This window comes from Spirosoma spitsbergense DSM 19989 (genome assembly GCF_000374085.1).
Classification (GTDB): Bacteria; Bacteroidota; Bacteroidia; order Cytophagales; family Spirosomataceae; genus Spirosoma; species Spirosoma spitsbergense.
The window spans coordinates 23,770-48,412 of the sequence record NZ_KB893574.1; the positions used below are offsets into that span (position 1 = coordinate 23,770).

Consider the following 24,643-nt stretch of genomic DNA (forward strand, 5'->3'; position numbering starts at 1 on the left):
TTACCACCCTATGCCTATCATTCGCGACAATCTGCAGGAAGTTTATCCTGATGTCTATACTCCCGAGGTGCTGTCGGCGCTAAACGCGCTGAACCATTTTAACAAACGCATCAAAGAGGTGATGGCCACCCGGATGAAACGCCGGTCTGATCGTCAGGAGCATAAAACCCGGATTACCTTTCTCGACCCCGACAGCACCATTCCCGGAACAACCGTCAATGTGCAGGATGCCCGCGATGGTAGGTTCGAAGGGGCTGTTATTCCAGCCGACCTGCAGCGGCAGTGGATTCAGGGTACGGGTCCCGCATCAAAACCCAATGTCCCGGTTGAGAACAGCATTCGAAATGTAGCCTATGCGCTGCTATCGGGCGCCGACGGCTGGATGTTCGATGGCGAAGATGCGCTCGGGCAAATCTCTACGATGTCGCTCGATAATCAGCGTAATCTAAAGCTGGCGATTCACAAAGATCCGCTGTTTCTGACCGTTGCCGAGCAGGTAGCCACTGAAATGAATCGCTGGGCAAAATCTTTTTTAGGTCGGGAGACGATCACCGACTGGAAAGCCCAACTGGATTTTACGACCAAGATTTTCCGGGCGCGTGGCCTCCACCTCGACGACCGCCACATTCGGGATGCGGACGGCGAAGCGATGGCGGCCTCAATCGTTGATGCGACGCTTTATGTGGTCAACAATTACAAGGCGCTGCAACAGGCAGGATCATCCATCGTGCTGTATTTACCAAAAATTCAGACCGCCGAAGAGGCTGGCGTATGGAATGCATTGCTCAGTGCCCTTGAAAACCATCTTGGCCTGGACGTTGGCACGATAAAGGTCTACGTACTCGTCGAACAGCTCGAAGCTACGCACCAGCTCATGGAGATCCGGGCCGCGTTAGGGAAGCATTTTGTAGGGTATAATACGGGTCGCTGGGACTACATCAACAGCGTATCCGATGCGATGGCGTGGGATAAAGGTTTTATAAACCCCAATATCGAGGCCATCACTATGACCTACGGCTACATGCGGAATTACGAAGACCGCGTTCGGCGGGCTGTTAATACGCCGGATATAAATGGCAATTTTGCGTTGTGGCAGGGTGGAATGGAGCCTAATATACCCGTAGGCTCAGAAGAAGGTGTTGCGGCCAGCATGAAAAAAGCGGTAGCCGGTGCCGAGCGTGAACAGCGCGAAGGGGCTAGTGGAAAGTGGGTGGCGCACTGGAAAATGGTACATATCGTTCGCCCCGTTTGGGAAAAAGTGAGCCAGGCCAACCAGTTAGGCCGGGAATTTCCGCGACTGACGTACACACAATCCGATGCGGATGGGTTGATACTGATTGAACCCGCACCCACCGACATCCGGGGTGCCCGCAACCTGCTCAGCGTGGCTTTGCAGTACGGCAATGCCTTTGGGCAGGGCATGCAGGCGGCTGCCCTGAAACCAGCTGACTTCTTCGGCAACGATGATATATTATACCTGATGGAAGATATGGCCACCGGCGAAATCCGACTTAGTATACTCTGGGAATGGATGCATAAAGGAGCCGTACTTACCGAGGATGATGCAGAAACGGGAACAAAAGCCGGAGACATTTTTTCGGAAGCGTTGTATAATTACCTGCTAGAGCAGGAATACGATAAACTGCTGAAGGCGGGTAACAAAGATGTGTACGAATCATCGAAAAGCACTACCCTGCCCATCGCCCGCGAAATTACCAATACGTACATGCTTAGCGAGATCAAACCGCCCTGGTTCATCGACCTGCTGAATATCAATCTCAACAATGTTGACCTGATCGTGGCCAAAGACCGTATCAGCTTATATATGGATACGTTGGTCAAAGAAGGCAAGCGGTTGACCGAGAATCTTGATTTTGTAAAGCCGGTTAAACAAACACCTGTTTCCGCATTATAAACGTGTAAAGTAGCAAAACCCATCCCTTCCTGCGCAGATCTCCTCGCGTAAAGTCAGACTATTGATTTACGCGATAAGAAGAGTGTCTGTGCCTGATTTTCAACATAGTAATCAAAGGCAATGCGCCCGGCGATGGCATAGGGCAGGAAGTAACCGCGGTAGGTAAACAAGTCGCTGAGAAGATTTCGGCTACAACGAAGTACTGATTGGGCACGCGGCCATTGAAGCGTCGGGCACCCCGCTGACGGATGAATCGCTGGAGAAAATGCGAAATTCGGATGCGGTGTTATTTGGGGCTATCGGCGACCCTGGATACGATGACGATCCAACTGCCTCAATGCGTCCTGAACAAGGTCGGTTTAAACTCCGGAAAGAGAATGGGGTACGCTAATCTATAGTATACCCTATTCTCTGTACTACCATTTGGCCAAACGAAATGGTTAGTGATGCCTCTATTTACTGGAATAAGATAAATTAAAGCTGGATAAGTAACAAATGATCATCGTAGTTTAAAAGGGACTAATACCGCCATCGTTCAAAAAAAGGTCCGGTTCAAACTGGAACGACGTCGCCAACTTTTTACTATCTGTCCAACTCAATCCGTAGCATACGGGCGTATCAGTCGGTGCGTAAACGGGTAGCTGAAGCTTTGCTGCTCTATCAACGAAAATTTTATCCGCAATCCGGCGATCCGGCTCTCAACACGTTCCCGGCGATGACCCTGTCGCGCGAGAACTGGTCGCACCTGGTAGGGCCTCTACCGAAACGATCATTCGACTTCTGAGCGATTTACGGGCCGAAGGGCTAATTGAGATCAATACCAGCCAGATTACCCTGCTCGACATTGACAAACTGACCCGCCTGAAGCGCTGACAGGCTGACGTTGCGCAGGTTCGAACCTGATAAAGATCAGGCTAAGCCCTGACATGAATCACTCTCCAATGGCCAAACGGTCATTGGAGAAACGAGCCGGTTGGCTGACCTTTGGGTAACTTCTCAACGTACCCATGACCGCTGACTCCACCAAACCGGATGTTAAGACCTGCCGGGCTTTACGCTGTTTTATGATCAGTATGCGCTAAAGCTGTGGGGCCTTATCAACCTCACCAACCTATCCCCCTCCCAATCCGAAGCGATTCTGATAAATACACTTACGAAAGCATGGCGGCAATCCGACCCGCCAAAACCTGTACTGAGCTGGCTCATTGGATCGGCTTACCAGGAAAGGCTGCCCATTGCGGTCTTACGGGCCATGTTGAGGGCAAATGTGCTAAAATAAAAACTGCGTTTAATTTATACGCTCATCGCTGGCTTCCTTTAGCGCCATGAGAAGCAATACCAGTTAGAACCGCATTAACCATTTATACGAACATGGCAAACATAGATATCGAAAAAAAAAGGGGGGGCTCGATGTGGCCCTGGCTGTTGGGATTACTGCTGGTAGGTGCCGTATTAACGTTTATTTTCTGGCTACGCTATGATGACAAAAATGAACTGGCCCCTTTAAGCAATACTGAACAACGGGCCGGTTCCACTGATACTTACCCAAATGAGAAAGTCGCAGCCGGTGCCAATACGATGGCTCAACCAGTGAGTTCCTACGTAGAATGGTGTAGTAACATGCCGCAGAATGAGATGGGGCTGGATCATGAGTTTACCCGCAATGGGCTGGAGAGTATGGCCAATGCCCTGGCGGCTGTGGCGGAGAAGGTACCCAGCGTAAATCAGCAGCAGGTAAACCAGAAACTCATCCGAATGCGGGAGAATGCCGGTACAATTACCGAAAACTGGGAAAGTACATTTCATGCCAACAAGATAAAGCAGGCATTTCAGGCAAGCACCGATGTATTTGAAGCGCTACAGCAGAGCTCATTTCCTGACCTGCAATCTGATGTACAGGAAATCCGGCAAATGGTCAACCAGATGGATACGAAAACGCTTACACTGAACCAGAAAAATAAAGTTAAGGATGTCTTCAGGTTGTCGGCTGATGTTTTGCAGAAGATGAGCCAGAACAAGAGCAGTTGATTGTATTACGGGGTATGACATCTTTCCCATCAAAACAGACAAGGTTATGGCTGAATATGAAAACAGAACCGACAGAGATGATCTCCGGTCGGCCGGTAACACACTCTACCGACTGAGTGAGCTCGACGACTATAAAGTAGCGGATCATAGCGCCGACATCCGGAGTTGGGCCGTCAAAAGCCGGGATGGTAAGACCATTGGGCGGGTAAAAGACCTGTTAGTTGATCCGGTAGCCCGGAAGGTGCGGTATATCGATCTGAAACTCGATGATGAGTTTCTGGCCAACACGGATACTATAGACATAAATTTGCTCGTACCCGTTGGAGCTGCCCGGCTGGACGCGGACGATGACAATGTCTTTATCGATCGAATCACAACGACCGATGAGCTTCGGTATTATCCCCGCTCAACGGGTCGCGCCCTAACCAGAGAATACGAACGGGCGGTTGTCAATTACCATACGGGCCTGCATCAGGACGGCCCGGGCTCATCAGCCGATATCCTAACCAATAATCATCCTAATCTGGCAAGTGGTAGCCAGGGTGATCCCATAATTGCTTATGACCGCAGTGACGACGATGTTTTTTATAATCAGGACTGCTTTAAGACTGAGAGCCTTTACCAAAACCGCCCAATAAAGTAGTCATTACGCTTACGCCTTAGAAAAAGCCCGTCTGTCAGCGTACATAAGGGATAACGAGCGAGGGTTGCCTTTGCCGCACCGCATCCGTATTAAGGCTTTCCTTTTGAGAAGGCCCGTGATTGGTTGGATGATGAGTAATCAATCCCCCATTGTTGGCATAATATTAACGTTTCTTGCATGTACGAAGCCTTATTTGGTGCGCCGGTCATTCCGCTGGAGCGCCTGTGGACCATCGAAAAAGCCGCGCCGAACCTCATTATCTGGGCCGCGCCGATTATGTTTTTGCTGACTGGGGTTGAAATCCTGATTACGCATCTTCAGGAGAAGCCCTACTACAATAAACAGGAAACGATTGGGTCGACGCTGGTGGGTTTAGGCTCGGTCGTGATTGGTACCAGTCTGAAATTCGGGTTGCTATTTGGGGTAGTCTGGCTGTATAACCTGCTCCCCTGGCGCATGTCGCTTCAGTGGTGGACGTTTATTCCCTGCTACCTCATTTTTGATTTTTTCAATTACTGGGCACACCGCATTGCGCATGAGCGTCGATTCTGGTGGACAACCCACGTGGTGCATCATTCGAGCGAATTCTACAACCTGACGGTTTCATTTCGCCTGAGCTGGATTCAAAACTTAAAAGTTATTTTTTTTCTGCCCGTAGCGCTGTTCGGATTTCACCCCATCGTTTTCTTTACCGTTAGCCAGGTGGCGGTCCTGTTTCAGTTCTGGGTGCATACCGAATACATCCGTCGGTTGCCCAGGTGGGTCGAGTTTATCTTCGCCACGCCGTCTAACCACCGGGTTCATCACGGATCGCAGGAGAAATACATCGATAAAAACTACGGGGCTACGTTTATTTTCTGGGACCGGCTGCTGGGAACCTACCAGCCGGAAGAAGAAGCACCGGTCTACGGCATCACGACGAACATCGGCAACAAGGCGAATCCGATCCACATCAATTTCCACGAGTTCATCGACATGGTCAACGACGTGCGAAAGGCTCGTGGGCTTCGGCAAAAGCTGTTTTACTTCTACGGTAGTCCGGTTGCCGTGGCCCAAAAAAAGCAGCAGCTGGCCCGGCAGGAGAAGGAATTAGTAAATGAATTAATTGAGCAGCCGGTGTAACCTGTACAGCGGTATAAATTTAATGTAAACGATTCAATCCTAGTATGGAAAGCGAAGACAGAGAAGACATCATCCGGGCCAAACAGGCCATTTCACCCAATGGGCTGGAAAACCAGTCGGCTGAGGGGCATAGTGGGGTAAGCAGTGAACAACCCGTCAGCGACTTACCCGACGAGAAACTTCCCAATGACGATCTGAGAAACAAGTATACGGACGGCCCCGACGAGCCGGGCGAAAACGTGCGGATTATGAATCCGAACCGCAATCCGAACGACAAGCCGGACATTGATAAACCGGCTTACGACTAGACCGGTTGAACGTGATAACAAACTCATTTTAAGACTCGACAACGATGAAAATTTAGTGATTGCCGCCGGTTTGTCCCTGGTGACCAGCCTGACGCAGGCGCAGAATGTAACGGTTGACACCGACAGAAAATTGAACACTGATGTTAACCTGATTTTTGAAAAATACACGGCCAGGGCGGATACATATTAATTAATCGATCGAATGCACCTGTATCGATGGTTTTCCTGTTGGGATGGGGTTCTGTTCCAGGAGCTTATTTACCCCTGACAGGCGATCCTGGCAGTAACTACCTCTATAAAATCACATCCCTGAAGGGGGCAAAATCCTGGGGATCTTTTATCATAAATCGTACTCGTTAACCAAAACGCCACCTGGCGTTGAAGTCAGTAATGGATAGGGGGATGAATGTCAATACGCCTAACGGATCAGTCTAAACAAAAAAACTATGAAACGCAGTGCTGAGAGTTTAATAGGGTATACGATGGGGGCTACTGATGGAGAAATCGGCAAAGTCGAAGCGTTTTTCTTCGATGACCAGACGTGGTCGATTCGGTATTTCGTTGTCGAAACCGGTAGCTGGCTATTCGGCCGGAAAGTACTTATTTCTCCTGAGGCCATTGAATCGCCTGAGTGGAATAATCATGTCCTGCCGACAAACCTAACGAAAGATCAAATCAGGAATAGTCCGGACATAAACACGGAAAAACCAGTTACCCGGCAGGAAGCGATTAAATTAAACGAACATTATCCCTGGACAGGTTACTGGGGTGGTGGCTACGCAGGCGGTGGTATGGGGGCTCCCGGCCTTTTGATCCCAATGACCGTAGCGGCAACACCCACGCCTATACCACAGGAGGCTTCAGATAGTATTACGGAAGATTCACACTTGCGAAGTACCACTTCGGTGAAAGGCTATGGTATCCACGCAACGGATGTAGATCTGGGTACGGTCGACGATTTTATACTGGACGACAAAAACTGGGAAATCAGTTTTCTGGTGATTAGTACAGGTAGCTGGTTAACCGGTCAACAGGTACTTATAGCGCCAAACCGGATTACGACCATAAACTGGTCTACCTCTACTGTACTGGTGGACGTTTCGGCGGAACAGGTAAAAAACAGTCCTGAATACGACCCCAGACAACCCATCAATGAGGTCCTGGAGAAAAACCTTTATGACTATTACGGCCGGCCAGTTACTATCGAATAATACTCCTTCTTTTTCCTGATCCATTTGATTGGCTAAATGATTTGTGGTTGTACTGGGTTGAAGGCCACGAAAGGTCATTTGGTCTTGTTTTAAGGCGACTATGATTCGGTCAATATTTTCTAAACAAATAATAAAATGTTGAATAACCTTCTTTGTAAGCTTTTTTTTCGAAATACCGAGCAATCTGAAATGCGCTACTTTTTCCGAAAATCTTCACTACTGCTTTTTTGGTTGGCTATAAGCTTAGCATGGCTGCCGTCACACTGTTTTGCTCAGATAGACTGCCCTTCCATTAATGTAAAAATCCAGAATATAAGTAACAATACCGGGGTTATCGCCTGCGCGATTTTTGAATCCGAGAAAGGTTTCCCTGGTAAATTTCTAAAATTCGCATCCAAGATCATGTTAACACAAATAAGTGGAAAAGATGCGAGTTTTGAGTTTTCAGATATTAAACCGGGAAAATATGCTATTGCCGTGATCCATGATGAAAACCGCAACAGCAAACTTGATACTAATCTGTTCGGGATACCGACAGAAGGGTATGGTTTTTCCAGTGGTGCAGAGGTCACAATGAGTGCCCCTTCGTTTTCCGATGCTGTATTTTCATATGATGGAAGAAAACTGCAAATGTCTATATCGCTTAACTATTAGATTTTAAAATTCAGCTTGTGTATAATGGTCCCGCTTTTTTGTACCACCCCTTAAGCTTGTCGGAATGGTTGCTAACTTAGTCAACCGCTCAGGCGGCCCTGCATGCAAGCAAAAAGTCGTCGTCAGTTCACTGCCGAGTTCAAGGTGAAGCGGGGCCGCCCTTTAGGTTTGCGTCATGGTAAGAAACCAAGAATTGGTAGCTTGCCAGTAGTCAACCAGAGTGGGGTAATCTAAGGGGCCGCCAGGGAGAAAGACCTATGCTCGGATTTAGAACCCCACTCTGTTAGACTTGCAATGGCTCAGATAGAAAGACGGGTTCGTGGCCCATTACAAGGGTTTGAGCAACGGCAAGTCAGTTGACTGATAACCAAAACTAAACGCTTTATGGACATTTTCCACTACGTCGGCATTGACATTAGTAAAGCAACACTCGATTGGGCCATCTTTGATGGCAAGACTCTGGTCTTACAAACAACTACGTCCAACACAGTTACTGGAATCAAAACTGCCCTGCGGCAGTTGAAAGCACTTGTTAGCTGGAACCCCGAAAAAGCCGTGTTCTGCATGGAACACACTGGCATCTACAATGCTCATCTACTTGAATTCCTCTACAAAGCCAAGCTGCCAATTTGGTTAGAAAACAGCACTCAAATTAAGCAAGCGGGTGGGATGCAACGGGGCAAGAGCGACGCAGTCGATGCCCGACGCATTGCTGAGTACGCGTATCGGTTCCGTGATCAGATGCGTTTGTGGGAACCACCCCGCCAAATCCTCCAACAGCTCTCGTTCTTAAGTGCTGTTCGTCAGAGGCTTATCCAAGCCCATAATCTCTTGGCTGGCCCACTCGCCGAACAGGAATCATTTGTGGAAACTACCCTGCAAAAAAAGTTGCAGGCCACTTCCAGGAAATCGCTGATCGCACTCAAAGACGAACAAAAAGCCATTGATGCTCAAATTGACACGCTGATTCAAGGTGATAGCCGACTTAAAGAACTATTTAACCTGATAGTTTCCGTTCCCGGCGTTGGTGCTATCACCGCTACCGAAATATTGGTTGCTACCAATGAATTGAAAACTATCAGCGATCCTAAAAAGATGGCCTGTCATGCAGGCGTTGCCCCTTTCGAGCACCGCTCAGGAACCAGTGTGCGTGGTAAAACCCAAGTGAGCCACCAGGCTCGTAAAAGGTTGAAATCCCTGTTTCATTTAGGGGCCATGTCCACCATCCGCATGAAAGGGGAATTACAGGACTACTATCAGCGAAAGGTGGGCGAAGGCAAAAATAAAATGCTAGTGCTGAACGCGGTTCGCAATAAACTTATTCACCGCATCTATGCAGTTGTTAAGCGGGGCAAAAAATATGACGAAAAGTATGTCTCACCACTTGCATAAACCATAGAAATCCGAGCGGTCGTTTTAGAAGTACTCCGTCAGGATAAGACGCTCAACCAGATAGCTAGCGAGCATGATCTGCATCCGCAGTTAGTGCAGACCGCCCCGGCGGCCCAGCTGAAAACAGGCATTTTTAGCTGCTGCTCCGCAACTATTCGATCAACAGAAGGGAACCGAGAAGCCCATTACCGATGAAACAGGGCCGCTCTACGAACAGACTGGACGGCTTCAGCCGGGTGGCCGGTGCCATGGAGTTGACCTGGCTCAAAAAAAAATTAGCGACCACCCCTTAAGCCAGCGACGAGCCATAATTGAGCGCGCTCATACAGCATTAAGCCTGCGCCGACAGTGTTGGTTACTGAGTGGGTTAATAGACTACCTTTTTGTAATGGATTTACTCACGCTAATTACACTCCTGATTGTTGGCGCAGCCTTTTTTGCCTACATCAACACCCGGCTATTGAAACTACCAGACGCCATTGGAATTATGGTGTTGTCCTTATTTTTTTCCTCACTGCTTATTGGCTTAAATGCTATTCAACCCACCTGGTTTACACCCATTAAGCAAGCAATAGCACAGATTGATTTTGAGCGGGTCCTCTTCGATGTGATGCTCAGCTTCCTTTTGTTTGCCGGTGCCTTTCATACTAATGCAGCTCAACTGCGAGTCGAGCGTCGGTCCGTCATGCTGTTTGCCTTCGTGGGTGTTTTATTAAGTACGGCTTTTATTGGAACGGGCCTGTATTACCTGGCAGGCTGGCTAGGCTTTGCTTTACCCTACACGGTCAGTTTGCTATTTGGTGCCTTGATCTCCCCCACCGATCCCATTGCTGTGCTGGGGATTCTGGCTAAGTTCAAATTACCCGAAAGCGTCAAGCTCAATATTGTGGGTGAATCGTTGTTTAACGACGGAGTGGGCGTAGTCATCTTTGCTACTGTTTACCGCATCGTTGTCGACGGATCAGTAGACATCAGCGCGGGCGAGATCGGGCTGGCGTTTCTGGAAGAAGCGGGTGGAGGGGTGCTCTTCGGCCTGGCGCTCGGCTATGTCATGCACCGGCTGCTACGCCCGATCAACCATTACCAGACCGAAGTTATTGTTACAGTAGCGGGTGTAATGGGGGGGTATCTACTGGCGCAGCAGTTGCACATTTCGGGGCCCCTGGCGATGGTAGTGGCTGGCTTGTTTGTTGGTGATCACGCCCGTGAACACGCGATGAATCATCAAACAGAAGAATACATCGCTAAATTCTGGGAGTTGATCGACAGTATCCTAAACGCCGTATTGTTTCTCTTAATCGGACTGGAACTGATACAAGTCGATTTTCAGGCAAGCTATTGGCTTATCTGTCTACTGGTGATTGGCTTGGTACTCCTGGGGCGCTTTGTGGCTATCTGGGTTCCTTACCTCCTGGCTCGCCCCTGGCTGAAGCTCAACGCCAAAGCGCCCATCATGCTCACCTGGGGCGGGTTACGAGGAGGCATATCGATAGCACTGGCTTTGTCCATTCCTAATACCTTGCCCCAAAAAGACCTGTTGGTCACCATAACCTACGCTGTTGTGCTGTTTTCGATAATTGTCCAGGGGCTGACCATAGAGCAGCTCATCCAACGATTGTATCCCGATGAATAATAGGGTATCTAACCCAGTTGGGATATTTCCGCCGGATTAGTGGATGTACATCTAGTGGTTCATCAGTGACTGTCGATCTGTAGCAGCCAAAGACTGAACATAACGACGCAAAGGGCTGATGACGAAAGAACGAGACGGCCATTGACTGGCTCCCATTTCGCTACACTTTCTGCTTTTCATCTTCCCTGTCCAGCAGTCCAGTGGATATACCCCAGCTGTATCAGCTATTCCATTATACTTATACAAGTACCGTCTCTGACTCAACTTGTTCAGGCAGGAATTAGCTCAACAATACTTCGTAAGCATCTGGTATATGTTACACAGCTACATATCATGGTTATTTCTATACACGCTCCCCTCCTCCTTCAGGCGACCTTTTTCGTCCAATAAAATCATTAACTATTTGCGTCAATTTTAACCGTCGATAAAAAACGTCCAAAAAAACGTCCAACCTATTCTCGGACTAGACATTTATACTAAATAATTATTCAGCCACACAAAGTGCGTAAGAGCCAGTTGGGAGGAGGTCACACACAGTATTTTAGCGCTCTTCCTACTGGTTTTTACACTAGTGATAACGATCATGGTCAAGAATGATATCGGTCATAGTCAACTTACTCAACAGCAGGTATATTTGGCCAAATATTGATTTGACCTACTATGAAATTTTTTATGACTTTCACGATGGATGACGTACAAACTGAACGGATTTAAGCCCGCATTAGCAACTGCTGAAGAGCAGGATTTATATCATGACACCGTAACTGAATCCGCCGATTTCTTTGATGGCCAACTCATTTTTCATGTTCGAGAACATGGATGACAATGGACAGTGCGTTTTCTTCCGTTTATGATGAGTACGCTCCCCAAGTATGAGGATTTATTGTGCAACACACCTGTCAACAAAAAAGTCAGAAACTATTTTAGTGAACACTTTTCTTCAGTGCTTGGCGTGATCCTATTGAGAAACGCTCTTTTGTTAGTTGGAGCATGGGCTGTAAAACCATAACCAGTCATCAACTAGAGGTCATTAAAACGATAGTGGATCTGGGCCGGATAGACTGGCTGCTGAACAAACCTAGTACCAATATCATCGTTCATATGCTAAAATCCGCCTATCAGAGTGACTTCTATTATTCAGTGCGTGTTGCTAAGCCCGACGTGCCTAGCCTGCTCCACAATCATGTCCAGGAATGGAAGCAACATTACCGGCAGCTGAATCAAGCTATGCAGGCGATAGACGATGAGGATCAAACTCGTTTACCCCAACAGCCAGCACTCCGTTTGCTTCAGCCACCGATTAGCCAGGAACACCGAATGACGGCGCTGCTGGAACACTCGATCCGGGAACGCCAGCAACGAGAACGAAGTCAACAATACATATATACCTAACCGCTCACGGCTGTTTGTGAGCGTGATTTGTTAGATCCGCTTAGAAAGAGTTAGCCGTTAGCACAGGATTACCATTTAAAGCCCGTAAAGTACAATTAATATAGGTTGCCTAACCAGCATGATATACTGTAAGTCAAAATAGTATGAATGTCCTGCCGTCTATGCTGATTACGGCCAAGTTAATTTACTAATCTACACCTGATAAAGTGCTTCGTTATGGATGCGATACATCGAAACCGACCCCAAACCACCCAGCGAATTATAAACGCGCTGGAACAAGTCATTGATGAATGGGGATTACTGGGCATTAGTGTAAACCGGGTAGCCGAAAAAGCCGGGGTCAGTAAAGTACTCATCTACCGCTATTTTGGCGGCATCGATGGGCTAATGGAGTACTACGTCAAAAAGGGGAAATTGTTTCCCATCTTCACTCCTGACGTTTTAGCTAACATTCGCCCCCTGCAAAAGTCCGATTTAGCGCGCGTCTGGTATCGACAGGTTATTCAGCTCTACCGGCCGTTTAGGACCTCCAGGACAAGCCGTGAAATTCTAAAGGCTGCTCTAATCGAAAACGATAGCATGGCTACTGTGACGAGTCAAGCGGTAGAGGAAGAAATGACTCGCCTGGTGGCTCAACTCTCCTTTGTAAAAGGGGCTGACAGTCAGGCGGTATCGGCCGTGATTTTGAGTGGGATGTCGTATCTGACCATCATGGCTCACAAGAATCGGTCAGTGATTGGTCTCGATTTGCGCAGCGAAGTCGACTGGAAGCGAATTGAAGATGCGGTTAAACTACTTTACATTGCCCTCAACAAAACGGCAATCGTCGCTGAAAACGTAACCCTAACTGGTCAAACGGTTCATCCGCTTGCCGGTCTCTGGCCGTAAGGTCCAATCACCGCTGCCCCGTGAACCGATGCCCTTTCTTCGACACGACCAGACCCTCGTATTTACCTCCCCCCGGGAGGTGATTACTCATTACACCACCCTGATTGAGGAGCTCAGAACTCAGCTCCGGAAGAGTACGGACGATGAGCATAAAACCATCCGGGCCGAACTGGCTGATCAGCGTCAGCAATTAGCCGATCACCTCAAACCATTCAGTCCCAGTCAGGTAGATGGCTACTTTACCGGGGCCATGCAAGGGGCCGAATCCGACCCCGAATTATATGCCCTTAGCCATGCCTACGAAGCCATCTTAGTGGCTGAACAGACCCGCATTAAAGTAGTCCTCCATTGGTTGCGGACCACTTGAGTGGTCCTACCCAAAGCAATCGCTGGCTGACGTTCGAATGGCTGGGTAAACCAGCTACGCTGACGACTCTCCGGAAATAGACCGGTTGGGGGTCAAACCGTCAGCTGATAGGGAAAATACAGCTTATTCACCCATCAATCAATACTAGTATGAAACTCGATAACTCGCTAAATGTACCGGTACGTACTCCCTCCATCATGGAAACGATCGCGCAGCCTGATTGGTCCATTGAGAAGTGGCAGATTCATTTCCTGCTCTCGGAAAAGTACCTACATCAGGTCAAGAAGCTCTCTAAAATTACGCGCTGGTACGACGATCCGGTGATCGTTGATACGTGTCATGACCGACTGCGGACGTGCTTCCAGAGTATCCGGGATTTCCATGACACGTTTGGCATATTACCGCAGGTCGGCGATCGCTTATATGACGAAGATTCGGGACTACTGGTTCAGGATCGTTCGATTGATGGCGGGTTAAGGGTGATCACCTTCACACTGAGCATTTAGCCAATCCAAGCCATTTCCTCTCGTAGTCCTGATGCTGGTATGATTCATCTATGGGGGGTGGCCCACATTCGTACGATCGGATCGCCGAAGCGAATGTTCCATCAAAGATAATTCTACAGAAAATCAATGTGTTACGCAGGTCGGTAAAGAAAAGGTTCGATTTCTTTACTTGACCAAAGCTTAACAAATTGATAGCATTTGAGCCTGTTTTCTCGGCAATAAACTCACCGGGCCGCCGGGCGGTCAATCAATCAAAGCAAGCCAAATACAGTAATTTGGCTTACATGGAACTGCGAGTGTAATTGGATTGATTTGGTCGTCAACCCTTTAACATTTACTGGTTCCTATTTATGCTCGCCCCTCATCTGTATAGATACTAACATGAAAATTTTTATCAAATACATGGTCACCAGACGCTGTAAGTTAATTGTGCAGGCAACCTTAGATCAACTTGGGATACCCTACATCGTCGTTGAACTAGGTGAAGTCGAGCTCAAAGAGGCTATGACAACTCAGCAGCAGGACCAATTAAAAATCGCTTTATTGGTCGTGGGCCTTGAATTAATGGAGAATAAAAAAGCTATTCTGGTTGAAAAAATAAAAATGCTTATCCTTGACCTAGTCCAGAATACGGACCAATCACGCAACCTAAAAAATTCACATTATATCAGTCAAGAACTCGACTATGATTATACCTACTTATCTAACCTTTTTTCTGAGGTGACGGGAACCACTATTGAGCAATACTTTATCGTTCAACGGATTGAGAAGGTGAAAGAACTGCTCTTGTATGATGAACAGAATCTTGCGCAAATAGCCTACCATCTAAATTATAGCAGTACCGCGCATTTATCAAACCAGTTTAAAAAAGTCACCGGCTTAACCCCTTCCTTCTTTAAGAACCTCAGAAGCCAGTATCGGAAAGCGGAACACAATGAAATACATTATTTTGACCAATTCAGTGAGTCATTTTCCTGGTTCCTAAGTAGGCGACAGCAGCACTATTATCACCGATCACTTAGCCAGGGGTACATCTTAGTGTTAACTAACCTGGAGAAAACAATTCTATGGACAAGTCGTAGCTTTTTGGTATTGACCGGTTACAATCCAATTGATGTGTTAGGGAAAACACCTCATTTTTTACAGGGGCCTAGTACTGATCCGATCATATTACAATTCATTCGCAAACACTTAAATGAAGTCCAGACGGTAGAGGCCGAGGTATTAAACTATCGTAATAATGGGGAACACTATGAATGTCACTTACGGATTGAACCTCTGGGCAATGAGCAAGGAGAGATAACCCATTTCCTGGCCGTCGAATATGATGTACAAAGCAAGTACAACGATTAAGTCCTAGAATGCCAGATACCTGTAGGGCACTTATTGGGAATAGCTGTTTAGTTACGTTGAGTGAACTAGGTAGACAACAGATGGAAAAGCGTGAATAAAGTAACTCTTTAATGATATTGTGTAGTAGAGATTGGTCTGAAAGAAATCAATTTTACTGACATGCACCAAGCCGGGTGTTGTAATCCTATAGAGTAGCCTGATTGATTAAGAATTGGTTACATTATACCCGCAAGTTTTACGCTGCTAAAATGAATCTAGTTGAAGGGACCGACATTGAAGTAGGCAAATGGTACCCGGCTCTGGTGCCCCCGCCCGAGCTACCAGAAACAATGGATGAGCAATATGTGCTGTTACTGGGTACAAAGATGATGGGGATTCGACTTGGCTTCTATTCCCACTTTCAGCAACATTACTTCTGGCACTGTGAACGCTACGACTCCACCAGCGATGAAAAGGTACCAGGTTTGAGTCGTGAGCAGCAAATCAATAATAAGCTGAAACCGGCTTATGAAAGGGCCAGGGGCGTAGCTGGCTGGATGCTGGTCATGAATCTGGATAGGGAACGGGAAAGTATCGACGATCATTCTGACTTGCCTTCGGACCCGGATATATTTTGGCTTGTTGACCTGATGGATACATCTGAAGATGAATACTCGGATGAGTCGGCTAAACCCCCTTGGCAGTAACGCTGCTGGGGATTATTTTATCATAACACAATTAATTTACAACCAATGTAGAAAAGGATAGCTGATATTATTTTGTGAACTCGTTATTTTGCTGTCAATGAATGGGTTATGCTAGTAACCGCCATCGCTGAAGCCGTTCAAATAATCCTCCGTTTCACTTTACTCCCTCATGACGCTCAGAGAAATCCCATCCGCCCCCCCTAACGTACTTAAAATTAGAGTTTTACCACTGGCTGATGAAACATTTTCCCGGAATGTTGACGGTCCGCCGATGCGGCAACCTCTCGCGGTTCGTAGCTTTGGACTACGCCGTTCACGTTATGTGGGTCTGGCTAAAACGCATTTAGAGTATATTTTTATCGCGACGGCGATCAATCTGTATCGGATAGTGGATTGGCTGAACGAAGTACCCTTAGCCAAAACTCGTCAGGCTGCCTTTATCCGTTTGATGCCTCAGATAGCGACCTAAACTGAATTCGCCAACAGTATCCGTTTGCAACGAGAACCCCAGTGTGTGTTCACCGCTGGCTGAAAATACTTTCTCAAGCCAGCGATGACCATACACTGTTAGGCGATCTTTTATATGTCAGAATAGTCCGTTGGATATAAAAATCGGGTATCGTTTTTCGATACGTTTTTTTGATAGTTTGGCATGGCCGAAAGCTTTTTCCAATACTCATCCTTACCAAATGCGTCCCAGTGAGCATCCCGAGATGCCTTGTTTTCAAAGGTCGTCAGGTACATTAAATTAGGCATACGGCTACCCGCTACGACTTCTGCGTAAAAAACAGCATTGAACCCCAGCCGCTTGAAAAGGCCTATTTCGTCGCCCTGATTAAACATATCGATCTTGTTCTTGGAGATTTTTTCGGTGTGGCCCTCATAACTTCTTAGTTCATAAACGCGGTCTTTGGGGGTACCGCTTAAAGCGGGCAGATTGAAGTGCGGACTCTTCTCGAAGGCATTTAACAGAATTGTTTCCATTCGGTCATACGGTGGCGTATTATAGAGTGCATCCAGGTACTCTTTGCCATCGGATTGAAACTGGTTGTCTTTGGCGAGTTTATCTTCCAACTTAAAAAAGTCATCACGCGAACGAAAAGGAATAAACACATAAAGCAGGCGATCCTCAGTAGCCGCCGGTGTTGCGGGGTTCACGATGGGTTTAAAAACGCCAACTTTAGCTATTCCAATTCTATGCAGAGCAGGCAGGTAGGCTTTCTGAAGGAAATTATCCAGTTTCTGTTCCTGATCGGCAGTCTTGAAATGATACACTTTCAACTCGTAGAACTCCCTACCGGCCAATGGATTGAATGCGTATAGAAAAAACGATTGAAGGAAAACAAACAAGCAGAGTAAGCTAGTTTTCAACATGATATTTTTGACTTAAACGGTTAATTTATTGAACAGGTAAAACTACCCATCTTTTCGTGCCCTTACAATTATCAGGACACGATCAACTCAGCGTACTGCGCCGAAAATGCTTTATCTGGAAACAAAATGGGCAGCATTGCTATCTTATTCGCAAACGGCTGCGTTGCTTAAAGAAGTTTTACCTGTTGATCAAAAACTCAATGCCGCTTCCATCCGAAATCATTTGGGACAAGTCGCTCGTCAAGTCGATAGTCAATTAAGCGTTGCCCCCTTAACCAACGCAGCAGGCCCTTTTGTCAGCCAAAGTGCAGTAACTGAGGCCGAAGGCACACTCGTTATGGGCGTGGATGGGGGCTATTTACGAGACTGGACGCAGAAGAAGACCTGTTTTGACGGGGCCGCCCGCGCGGGTAATTGTTGGCAAATCGGTTCCAACAGACCAACCTGCTAAGTGTTTTGGCTTTGTACAGGGGTAAGAACAACATGAGCAACGATAAAAGGTTCTTCCGACTCTTTAGTGAATTGTCTCTAAATTACAGATATGGATACTTCTACTATTGAAATTTTGTTGGGCTTTACCGATATACAGGTCGTATGCTACTGATTTCTGTGTACAGTAAATCAGTAGCATACAGTCAATAAAATTGGATGTTGCGCGGAATCTCAGGCGCACTCAGATTTTCCTTAAACCAAGTCAAGCAAGCCTGTTTGGTCTGATCAGTCCGAGTACGTAATTGAATGGCGCAAAATAATTGAGGTTGACCATCGACCGACTTGGCGTATAAATCGCACTCAGCCACCAATGGGCAACTGACCATCAGTTGCTGAATGTGCTTGGGGTAGATGTTGACTCCCCCAATTTGAATAGCTCCATCAAAACGTCCAACTACCCGAATTTCCCGTTCCGAGATGCGTTCGATCCGATCCGGCATCGAGCCTACTTCTTGATCTCCCATCATGGATACGTGCGGAAATAAGAGAAACGGGGCATCGGGAGATTTACGAAAAGCAAGGCCTCCTGTATCGCTGGATCCATAAACATCGACTAATTCAATACCGGCTTCCGTCAGTTCAGAAAACAACCTGCTGGATAAAGGAGCCGTAGAACTCACCCCATGGCAAGCAATTGACCCTAACCCTCCCAGCGTTCGATATACATACTCCCAGGTAAACGGCGTACCAATAATCAGGGAATCAGTCGTTAGGGTGGTGGTGTTTAACTCCGCCAAAGAACGTACGGGAACCGCCCAAAGGGATGGTAAAACTACCGTATACAGGAACCCATACATGTGGTTTGAGGGCACCGTACTGAATACCTGGGTTGGGCGGGGCAGCAACTCCTGCAATACACAAGCTTCCCGAAGTAGAAAATCCATCAAGTGAGAAACCCGCTTCGGGTTACCACTGGTGCCCGATGTCCGGAATACAACCGTACTATCTTTTTCCAGGCGCACATGGATAATTTTCATGACCCAATGATCCAGTATCGAATCGGTAAGCAGATAATTTTCGACGCTGGTTTGAAAAACACCAAAAAATTCATTGACCTGTGCCGCCAAGAGCATCTGGGAAAGCGAATCCATTCCCAGATCACGGTTTAGGTCAATGGGGTAAGTAGCCTGGACTGCCAGGGCACTAACAGGTACTTTTTGAAGCTGAGCGGCCATGTCCAGAATAATCCGCCGAATGTTGTGCTCGTTCCAGATCATTCGCTTATGTAAGTGGCAACGTAATGTCAAAAATGGCTCCTCCCTCCGAATGGACAACGATGCTGCCCGAATGCGCCGTGACAAATTGCTTCACAATAGCAAGACCCAGACCAGTCCCGTTGGCTTTGCGACTCGTAATAAAAGGCTCAAAAAGGGTAGTCTCAATTTCCTCAGGAATACCCGGCCCATTGTCCCGGATTTGGAGCATCAGGTTCATGGCTGTGTCATGAGCAACAATGCTGATTTTAGGAAATGGGGTCGCTGTGCTCTGAAGCACCTCCCTCGAATTATTGATTAGGTTCAGGATGATCCGCTTCAGTTTACTCTCATCGCCCATAACCGTCAGCTGGTCTGGCATCTGTACATCATATTGAATGGCGAAATCTCTTTCTTCTTTCTGCATATCGGCAATACAATCCGCAACCAGAAAATTCAGCGCTACTGGCTTTTTTTGTATAGGTGCTTCCCGGATAAAATCCAGAAAGTCATTCATGATCGCAAGTGCCTGATCCCCAAATTTATCAAATGAATCCAGCGTCTCTTTATCCATGCCAAACTCACGAACCATGTAGGTCAACATTTTTATATTACCAATGGGCGCTCGCAGGTCGTGCATCACCATACTCATTGCCTGGCCAATAGCGGATAATTTTTCCTTCTGGAGAAGCTTCTCATGCAATTCAGCACTCTGGATAGCAATCGTTGCATTCTGCACAAATAGTTTGAGCAGGTACAACTTATCCGTCCGCAACGTTTGCCCCTTCAGTAAAAGAGCAAAAATTGAATAGGTGTCCATCCTGACAAACACCATCTCCTCCAGTTGAATCACCTCATATTTATTAGACGGAACCGAATGAATTCGGTGAATAAGTTGGTTGAGATTAATTTCATTCAGCAAACTCCCGATTGAAAACAGTTTGTCGTACCGGCCATCGTCATGGAGTTTACCCAGTAGCGCGCTATCCGTATTCAGATACCCAACTAATTGGGTAAGAATATTCTGAAGTAGTGTATTCAGGTTGTACTCCGTGGTGCTAATGGTAGCCACCACCAATAGTAACTGTTCCAGGTCCCGAATTCGATTGTAATCGGTAACGGCTTTTGTGGCCAGTTGGATAATCTCTTCCGAAGCGTACGGTTTGCAGTGGTACCCTACATTTTCACCTGCCTTTTGAACGATATCGTCAATGGATCGGTCACTGAAGGCGGTGAGAAAGATGATTTCTACCCGCATATCGTGCTCCCGAATGTTCACGGCTGTTTCGAGGCCATCCCAGCCTGGCATCCGCATATCCAGGAAGATAGCTGCAAACGGTGTATTCTCCTGGAGCGAGCGGATTACTTTATCGAAGCCTTCTCGTCCGTTCGACGCTTTCGTTATCGAAAAAGAAGGTAACCTACTGGTTGGGGGACTGATCAGGATTTCCTCGTCAGAATCGAATAGCATACTGGCTACTTTAGACAGGTCCGAATGGGTCGATTTGCGGGGCGAGAGAATTTCCTCTATGTCGTCACGTACGATTTCTTCGTCGTCAATAATCAATATGCGGTTATTCATAAAAGAGCATTTTGTGGTTAAAGTGGAAAAGTAACAAGCGTAGTAGCACCCTGACCAGGCCCAGGGCTGGTTAGGGTAAGGTAACCAGCATGACTTTCAATGATGCTCCGGCAGTTGGCTAATCCTAGTCCGGATTTTTCGGGCTTGGAAGAAACGCCTTTTTCGAAGAGTGTTTCAGCAACAGCAGGCTCGAATCCTGCACCATTATCCGTGATACGAACCGTTAAGAACTGGTTGTCGCTGGTTACGTCAATCCCGATCCGTTTATCTACTGAACCCTGTCGTTCAAGCGACTCGTGGCTATTTTTTAGCAAATTCAGAAACACCTGCATGAGCTTGGTGCGATCTCCCGAAATTTGGGTGTAATCGGTCTGAAACCGGAGCGCTACCTGGACATGACGGTTATCGAATAAAGCGAGTTGCATGGCCAGGCAATCGTTCAAAATGGTTTGAACAGAAACCTTGGGGCGTTCTCTGCTTTCTCCATCCCGGATATACTGACGTTGGATGGTAATAATTTCCTGGATGTGCGTAATGATTCTGATTTGTTCATTTAATGCTTTGCGGGTTTCGTCTTCTCTGTTTTTTTGATTCGTGAGAATCCCTGCCAATAGCGTAACAATAGCCCCGGCTTTGTTTTCCCCCAGAGTTGACGCCAGGGCGGGTTGGCTTTTTTCGAAGAACGACACCAAATTCTGCAGATGATGGGCATCTGTTCCGTCAAGTTGCCGCCTTACACGGGTCACATAAGAACCAAACGCAACAACCGCGTTACCAACATCGTGTAGTACACCAGAGGCAATTTCGAATTTACCTTGCTGAACGGCCTTTTCCAGCACTACCTGTTGAAATAGTTGTTCCTGCTCATACCGTTCGGTGATGTCATCAAAAAAAACCGTGAATGAATCCAGCACCTGCTTAGTAATGGTAATCCAGAAATGGCGTTCCACCTCAACATTGTTCTGGAGCAGATGAAAAATAAACCGCTCCTGGTTAACTATAGGATGAAGCGATGGAGTAGATGTAGCTAGTGAGGCACGAATCTGCGGAGCAAACCGATCAAACAGCAGCAATAAATTGTCTCCCACCAGACCCGACTGAATGAAAAAAGGCATTAACAACTGAACTCCCCTGGCATTCATTTGGCGAATCTGTCCTTGCTGATCCATCTCAATGACGCCCACCGGCGTCTGGTGAATGATGGAAAGCAGGGTCTGGTAGCCGGAGTCCGTTTTAGGTTCCATCGGTGGTTACAGGCTCTTTGCCAGTAAATACTGATAGGAACTGTCTGAGGTACGCATCAAACGCAACCGCACCCGGGTGGGCGTTGTCACATAGGTGAAGATGTAATCGAGTTCCTCATCTAACGAGGGCTGTTCATACCGGGAAGCGACCATAAAATTATTTGTACAGGGAGCAATCTGTGAGAAGAAATGCTTACCAATCGCCTGCTCAGGCGCTACGCCGGTAATCCTGCTCTCGGCTTTATTATAAGCAAGAACCTTGCCGGTTAAATCCATTTTGACAACACCAAATGGAAGTTCATCCAGACTGGAATCACTTAGCTGATTGAGTAGTTGGCCCAGACCGGCTTCGGAAAATGTGTACTGTAACATGTAAGGAGATCAATTCAATGGGTTTGTTTTGAAAAAGCGGCTACACTACGTACCTCAAGTAGCCGGGTGTGTGCCTGAAAACATTCGTAGCTGGCATGTCTCAGGAAACCTTAGTGACTACTATAAAAAGTGAATATGTAGTCAATGGTAAATATATCGCATCTTTATTTTGTTTAATGATTGGTATAAAAATTCACCTAAAAGGTAAACAAAGTTTCTGTTAAGTCAATACTGGTAAATAATGATTACTATAATTAGCACGGTACGTTACTTTACTTTCTCAGCCAAAAGTGGACAAGAAGCTGTTTGAGTTAGCGATTTGAGACAGAAATTAGTAGATTTTGGTGGTAGGCGAGGCACTTTTTGAGTTCGTAGCCGTAGCTACGGGCGAAAAAAGTAACGCGGCCTATCGCCAAAAGATGCACTTTCGGGCCAAAGCGATTAATTCAAACAGCTTCTAAATATTGGTGAAAAGAGAAGCTTTTAGCCACTTTGGACCTGTATATCGTCAACCGAAAGTGGACAGATGCGGCCGGGCCGCCCTTTAGGTTTGTGGGCTGGTAATTTTCCGTGATTTGGTCTTTTGCCAGTAGTCAACCAGAGAGGGCTACCCTACCGGGTCGCCGAGGCCCTAGACCTATGCTCCGATTCAGGTCCCTCTCTGTTTTCCTGCCTAAGACTCGGATAGGAAATAGGGTTCGTGGCCCACAAAAGGGTTCGAGTAAAAGTAAGGAGTTGACGATTTACTCAAACTAATCAGCAACATGGACTTTTGCTTTTTTGTAGGTATCGACATTTCTAAAGACACGCTGGATTGGGCCGTCTATACCCAGCAAAAGGGTGTGATCCTGAGCATCCAGACCGACAACACCCTTAAAGGGATCAAATCCGCATTGACCCAATTTAAAGTCTTGCCGGAGTGGAATCCTGCTCAGGCTGTATTCTGTCAAGAACACACCGGTATTTACAATGCCCACTTATTGGAGTACTTGCACGAGTTGAATTTGTCAATTTGGCTGGAGTCGTCCTTGCAAATTAAGCAGGCTGGGGGGATGCAGCGGGGCAAAACCGATAAAGTTGACGCCCAGCGGATCGCCCAATACGCTTATCGGTTCCGCGATCAGATACGGCTGTGGACACCTCCCCGGGAGGTTATCCAGAAGCTGGCCTTTCTGAGTGCAACTCGCCAACGGCTCAATCAGGCATACAACTTACTGGCTGTACCCGTGACCGAGCAAGAAACCTTTGTCAACAAAGCCCTCCAAAAGACCCTCAAGGGAAACGTCGAAAAGTCTCTTGCGGCTCTCAAAGAGGAACAGAAAGCCGTCGAAACGCAAATTCATGACCTCATCCAGGCGGATACTCGCCTGAAAGAGTTGTTTGATCTGATGGTTTCCGTCCCAGGTGTTGGCCCCGTTATTGCTACTGAGCTACTGCTGGCCACCAACGAGATGCAAACCATCAGCGATCCTAAGAAGTTAGCTTGTCATGCCGGAGTAGCCCCTTTTGAGTATCGTTCTGGCAGTAGCATACGCGGTAAAACTAAAGTGAGTCATCAGGCCCGTAAACGCCTGAAGGCGTTGGTCCACCTGGGCACCATGTCGGCTATCCAGGTGGCGGGTGATCTTCAGGATTATTATGCTCGCAAACTTAAAGAGGGTAAGCCGAAGATGCTTATCATTAATGCGGCTCGTAACAAGTTGATTCATCGCGTTTGTGCCGTTGTGCGCCGGGGTGAAAAATATGACAAAAATTATAAGCCAGCTCTTGCTTAATCCATAGAAATCGGAGCGATGACTACCAGACCGTTGCTGCTTCATCAAGTAAAATTACCAAAATTGAGTAGCAACTAAAGTCTTGCCCTAAAGGGCATAGCTTGAACTAGCGTACGTAAAAAGTCAAGCTAAGTGTACATCCTTCCTTGCGAAAACGCTTACCATCACAGGCTCCATCAGGTCCACGCTATCGTTTTTCACTTAATTCGATTCCTTGTCAGGTTAAACGCATTAAAATGGAGCTTTTCCGTGCCGTACCGATCTTTGTGGCATGGATTGGACTACTTTCTTTGCCGACGTACCGGACTTTCGATTAAATCGACGTAAACGTCATCTGTTACTTGATATTTTGGTAATCACCTTGTTAGCGGTCATTTGTGGAGCCGATGACTGTGAAGAAATTGCCCTCTATGGCCGCCAGAAAGAAACTTTCCTGCGCACTTTCTTAAGCCTACCTAATGGCATTCCATCGCATGACACATTTAACAGAGTCCTCAAATTCCTGGATAAAAA

General features: G+C 47.1%; 26 protein-coding genes and 1 pseudogene. 22 read left to right on the top strand and 5 right to left on the bottom strand.

The genetic code is table 11. From position 1 onward, the window contains the following. Positions 1 to 10: 10 nt before the first annotated feature. From B157_RS35980 to B157_RS0124830, 19 genes and pseudogenes are all read left to right on the top strand, one after another. The gene (locus B157_RS35980; protein WP_020606001.1) at positions 11 to 1,915 is read left to right on the top strand and encodes an aldolase/citrate lyase/malate synthase family protein; all 1,905 of its coding nucleotides are present in this window, start codon (positions 11 to 13) and stop codon (positions 1,913 to 1,915) included. Positions 1,916 to 2,019: 104 nt separating this feature from the next. After that, positions 2,020 to 2,300: pseudogene (locus B157_RS37685) on the top strand (isocitrate/isopropylmalate family dehydrogenase); the annotation flags it as partial. A gap of 240 nt (positions 2,301 to 2,540) precedes the next feature. Then, on the top strand, positions 2,541 to 2,699 hold the full coding sequence (locus B157_RS39865) for a hypothetical protein (RefSeq protein ID WP_245565253.1): 159 nt from the start codon (positions 2,541 to 2,543) through the stop codon (positions 2,697 to 2,699). After that, positions 2,696 to 2,788, top strand: coding sequence for a hypothetical protein (locus B157_RS39870; protein ID WP_245565255.1), 93 nt, complete (start codon positions 2,696 to 2,698; stop codon positions 2,786 to 2,788). The genes B157_RS39865 and B157_RS39870 overlap by 4 nt, the downstream gene beginning before the upstream one ends. Positions 2,789 to 3,286: 498 nt before the next feature. Then, positions 3,287 to 3,943 carry a hypothetical protein gene (locus B157_RS0124750; protein WP_020606002.1) on the top strand — a complete coding sequence of 219 codons (657 nt, stop codon included), beginning with the start codon at positions 3,287 to 3,289 and terminating at the stop codon, positions 3,941 to 3,943. A 46-nt stretch (positions 3,944 to 3,989) separates the two neighbouring features. After that, a complete protein-coding gene (locus tag B157_RS36985) occupies positions 3,990 to 4,586 on the top strand; it encodes a PRC-barrel domain-containing protein (RefSeq protein WP_020606003.1) in 597 nt (198 codons plus the stop codon). Positions 4,587 to 4,763: 177 nt separating this feature from the next. Further along, positions 4,764 to 5,708: a sterol desaturase family protein gene (locus B157_RS0124760; protein ID WP_020606004.1), complete on the top strand. Its 945-nt coding sequence runs from the start codon at positions 4,764 to 4,766 to the stop codon at positions 5,706 to 5,708. A 44-nt stretch (positions 5,709 to 5,752) separates the two neighbouring features. Continuing rightward, positions 5,753 to 6,016 (top strand): hypothetical protein, encoded by a 264-nt coding sequence (locus B157_RS0124765; RefSeq protein WP_020606005.1) that lies wholly within the window; start codon positions 5,753 to 5,755, stop codon positions 6,014 to 6,016. Positions 6,017 to 6,462: 446 nt separating this feature from the next. Further along, positions 6,463 to 7,227 (top strand): PRC-barrel domain-containing protein, encoded by a 765-nt coding sequence (locus B157_RS0124775; protein ID WP_020606007.1) that lies wholly within the window; start codon positions 6,463 to 6,465, stop codon positions 7,225 to 7,227. 135 nt (positions 7,228 to 7,362) lie between these two features. After that, positions 7,363 to 7,881, top strand: a complete 519-nt coding sequence (locus tag B157_RS0124780; RefSeq protein ID WP_020606008.1) for a DUF2141 domain-containing protein — start codon at positions 7,363 to 7,365, stop codon at positions 7,879 to 7,881. Positions 7,882 to 8,265: 384 nt separating this feature from the next. Next, complete coding sequence (locus tag B157_RS0124785) at positions 8,266 to 9,273, top strand: IS110 family RNA-guided transposase (protein ID WP_020606009.1); 1,008 nt, start codon at positions 8,266 to 8,268, stop codon at positions 9,271 to 9,273. Positions 9,274 to 9,661: 388 nt separating this feature from the next. After that, entirely contained in the window at positions 9,662 to 10,906 is a 1,245-nt protein-coding gene (locus tag B157_RS0124795; RefSeq protein ID WP_020606011.1) for a cation:proton antiporter, read from the top strand. 1,101 nt (positions 10,907 to 12,007) lie between these two features. Further along, positions 12,008 to 12,298, top strand: coding sequence for a hypothetical protein (locus tag B157_RS0124800; protein WP_157618576.1), 291 nt, complete (start codon positions 12,008 to 12,010; stop codon positions 12,296 to 12,298). Positions 12,299 to 12,514: 216 nt separating this feature from the next. Beyond that, entirely contained in the window at positions 12,515 to 13,186 is a 672-nt protein-coding gene (locus tag B157_RS0124805) for a TetR/AcrR family transcriptional regulator (protein ID WP_020606013.1), read from the top strand. 28 nt (positions 13,187 to 13,214) lie between these two features. Further along, positions 13,215 to 13,553: a hypothetical protein gene (locus B157_RS0124810; protein WP_020606014.1), complete on the top strand. Its 339-nt coding sequence runs from the start codon at positions 13,215 to 13,217 to the stop codon at positions 13,551 to 13,553. Positions 13,554 to 13,702: 149 nt separating this feature from the next. After that, on the top strand, positions 13,703 to 14,059 hold the full coding sequence (locus B157_RS0124815) for a hypothetical protein (RefSeq protein ID WP_020606015.1): 357 nt from the start codon (positions 13,703 to 13,705) through the stop codon (positions 14,057 to 14,059). 381 nt (positions 14,060 to 14,440) lie between these two features. Next, complete coding sequence (locus B157_RS40315) at positions 14,441 to 15,412, top strand: helix-turn-helix domain-containing protein (RefSeq protein ID WP_020606016.1); 972 nt, start codon at positions 14,441 to 14,443, stop codon at positions 15,410 to 15,412. Between the two features lie 248 nt (positions 15,413 to 15,660). Next, positions 15,661 to 16,098, top strand: a complete 438-nt coding sequence (locus tag B157_RS0124825) for a hypothetical protein (protein ID WP_020606017.1) — start codon at positions 15,661 to 15,663, stop codon at positions 16,096 to 16,098. A 169-nt stretch (positions 16,099 to 16,267) separates the two neighbouring features. Continuing rightward, positions 16,268 to 16,567 carry a hypothetical protein gene (locus tag B157_RS0124830; RefSeq protein ID WP_020606018.1) on the top strand — a complete coding sequence of 100 codons (300 nt, stop codon included), beginning with the start codon at positions 16,268 to 16,270 and terminating at the stop codon, positions 16,565 to 16,567. A gap of 110 nt (positions 16,568 to 16,677) precedes the next feature. Here B157_RS0124830 and B157_RS0124835 read toward each other — a convergent pair whose 3' ends face one another. Then, positions 16,678 to 17,472: an NIPSNAP family protein gene (locus tag B157_RS0124835; protein WP_020606019.1), complete on the bottom strand. Its 795-nt coding sequence runs from the start codon at positions 17,470 to 17,472 to the stop codon at positions 16,678 to 16,680. Positions 17,473 to 17,578: 106 nt separating this feature from the next. Here B157_RS0124835 and B157_RS0124840 point away from each other — a divergent pair, with 106 nt between their 5' ends. Continuing rightward, the gene (locus tag B157_RS0124840) at positions 17,579 to 17,923 is read left to right on the top strand and encodes a hypothetical protein (RefSeq protein ID WP_026308955.1); all 345 of its coding nucleotides are present in this window, start codon (positions 17,579 to 17,581) and stop codon (positions 17,921 to 17,923) included. Between the two features lie 184 nt (positions 17,924 to 18,107). Here B157_RS0124840 and B157_RS0124845 read toward each other — a convergent pair whose 3' ends face one another. The 4 genes from B157_RS0124845 to B157_RS0124860 are packed head-to-tail and all read right to left on the bottom strand — an operon-like array spanning position 18,108 to position 22,355. Next, complete coding sequence (locus tag B157_RS0124845; protein WP_020606020.1) at positions 18,108 to 19,181, bottom strand: AMP-binding protein; 1,074 nt, start codon at positions 19,179 to 19,181, stop codon at positions 18,108 to 18,110. Positions 19,182 to 19,185: 4 nt separating this feature from the next. Then, positions 19,186 to 20,739 (bottom strand): hybrid sensor histidine kinase/response regulator, encoded by a 1,554-nt coding sequence (locus B157_RS0124850; RefSeq protein WP_020606021.1) that lies wholly within the window; start codon positions 20,737 to 20,739, stop codon positions 19,186 to 19,188. A 17-nt stretch (positions 20,740 to 20,756) separates the two neighbouring features. Next, positions 20,757 to 21,983 carry a sensor histidine kinase gene (locus B157_RS0124855; protein ID WP_020606022.1) on the bottom strand — a complete coding sequence of 409 codons (1,227 nt, stop codon included), beginning with the start codon at positions 21,981 to 21,983 and terminating at the stop codon, positions 20,757 to 20,759. Positions 21,984 to 21,989: 6 nt separating this feature from the next. Then, positions 21,990 to 22,355: a PAS domain-containing protein gene (locus tag B157_RS0124860; RefSeq protein ID WP_020606023.1), complete on the bottom strand. Its 366-nt coding sequence runs from the start codon at positions 22,353 to 22,355 to the stop codon at positions 21,990 to 21,992. Between the two features lie 764 nt (positions 22,356 to 23,119). Here B157_RS0124860 and B157_RS0124870 point away from each other — a divergent pair. Beyond that, positions 23,120 to 24,130, top strand: coding sequence for an IS110 family RNA-guided transposase (locus B157_RS0124870; protein WP_020606024.1), 1,011 nt, complete (start codon positions 23,120 to 23,122; stop codon positions 24,128 to 24,130). 271 nt (positions 24,131 to 24,401) lie between these two features. Next, the coding region (locus B157_RS37700; protein WP_020606025.1) for a transposase family protein at positions 24,402 to 24,643 on the top strand (242 nt) is incomplete at its 3' end.

Excerpts from the sequence above, each read along its gene's own strand:
- B157_RS0124840 (WP_026308955.1), top strand. The coding sequence starts at position 17,579 with ATGCTTTATCTGGAAACAAAATGGGCAGCATTGCTATCTTATTCGCAA.
- B157_RS0124765 (WP_020606005.1), top strand. The coding sequence starts at position 5,753 with ATGGAAAGCGAAGACAGAGAAGACATCATCCGGGCCAAACAGGCCATT.
- B157_RS0124870 (WP_020606024.1), top strand. The coding sequence starts at position 23,120 with ATGGACTTTTGCTTTTTTGTAGGTATCGACATTTCTAAAGACACGCTG.
- B157_RS0124860 (WP_020606023.1), bottom strand. The coding sequence starts at position 22,355 with ATGTTACAGTACACATTTTCCGAAGCCGGTCTGGGCCAACTACTCAAT.
- B157_RS40315 (WP_020606016.1), top strand. The coding sequence starts at position 14,441 with ATGAAAATTTTTATCAAATACATGGTCACCAGACGCTGTAAGTTAATT.
- B157_RS0124830 (WP_020606018.1), top strand. The coding sequence starts at position 16,268 with ATGACGCTCAGAGAAATCCCATCCGCCCCCCCTAACGTACTTAAAATT.
- B157_RS0124855 (WP_020606022.1), bottom strand. The coding sequence starts at position 21,983 with ATGGAACCTAAAACGGACTCCGGCTACCAGACCCTGCTTTCCATCATT.
- B157_RS0124845 (WP_020606020.1), bottom strand. The coding sequence starts at position 19,181 with ATGATCTGGAACGAGCACAACATTCGGCGGATTATTCTGGACATGGCC.
- B157_RS0124750 (WP_020606002.1), top strand. The coding sequence starts at position 3,287 with ATGGCAAACATAGATATCGAAAAAAAAAGGGGGGGCTCGATGTGGCCC.
- B157_RS0124785 (WP_020606009.1), top strand. The coding sequence starts at position 8,266 with ATGGACATTTTCCACTACGTCGGCATTGACATTAGTAAAGCAACACTC.
- B157_RS0124760 (WP_020606004.1), top strand. The coding sequence starts at position 4,764 with ATGTACGAAGCCTTATTTGGTGCGCCGGTCATTCCGCTGGAGCGCCTG.
- B157_RS0124775 (WP_020606007.1), top strand. The coding sequence starts at position 6,463 with ATGAAACGCAGTGCTGAGAGTTTAATAGGGTATACGATGGGGGCTACT.
- B157_RS0124815 (WP_020606015.1), top strand. The coding sequence starts at position 13,703 with ATGAAACTCGATAACTCGCTAAATGTACCGGTACGTACTCCCTCCATC.
- B157_RS36985 (WP_020606003.1), top strand. The coding sequence starts at position 3,990 with ATGGCTGAATATGAAAACAGAACCGACAGAGATGATCTCCGGTCGGCC.
- B157_RS0124795 (WP_020606011.1), top strand. The coding sequence starts at position 9,662 with ATGGATTTACTCACGCTAATTACACTCCTGATTGTTGGCGCAGCCTTT.
- B157_RS0124810 (WP_020606014.1), top strand. The coding sequence starts at position 13,215 with ATGCCCTTTCTTCGACACGACCAGACCCTCGTATTTACCTCCCCCCGG.
- B157_RS35980 (WP_020606001.1), top strand. The coding sequence starts at position 11 with ATGCCTATCATTCGCGACAATCTGCAGGAAGTTTATCCTGATGTCTAT.
- B157_RS0124800 (WP_157618576.1), top strand. The coding sequence starts at position 12,008 with ATGCTAAAATCCGCCTATCAGAGTGACTTCTATTATTCAGTGCGTGTT.
- B157_RS0124825 (WP_020606017.1), top strand. The coding sequence starts at position 15,661 with ATGAATCTAGTTGAAGGGACCGACATTGAAGTAGGCAAATGGTACCCG.
- B157_RS0124805 (WP_020606013.1), top strand. The coding sequence starts at position 12,515 with ATGGATGCGATACATCGAAACCGACCCCAAACCACCCAGCGAATTATA.
- B157_RS0124850 (WP_020606021.1), bottom strand. The coding sequence starts at position 20,739 with ATGAATAACCGCATATTGATTATTGACGACGAAGAAATCGTACGTGAC.
- B157_RS0124835 (WP_020606019.1), bottom strand. The coding sequence starts at position 17,472 with ATGTTGAAAACTAGCTTACTCTGCTTGTTTGTTTTCCTTCAATCGTTT.
- B157_RS0124780 (WP_020606008.1), top strand. The coding sequence starts at position 7,363 with ATGTTGAATAACCTTCTTTGTAAGCTTTTTTTTCGAAATACCGAGCAA.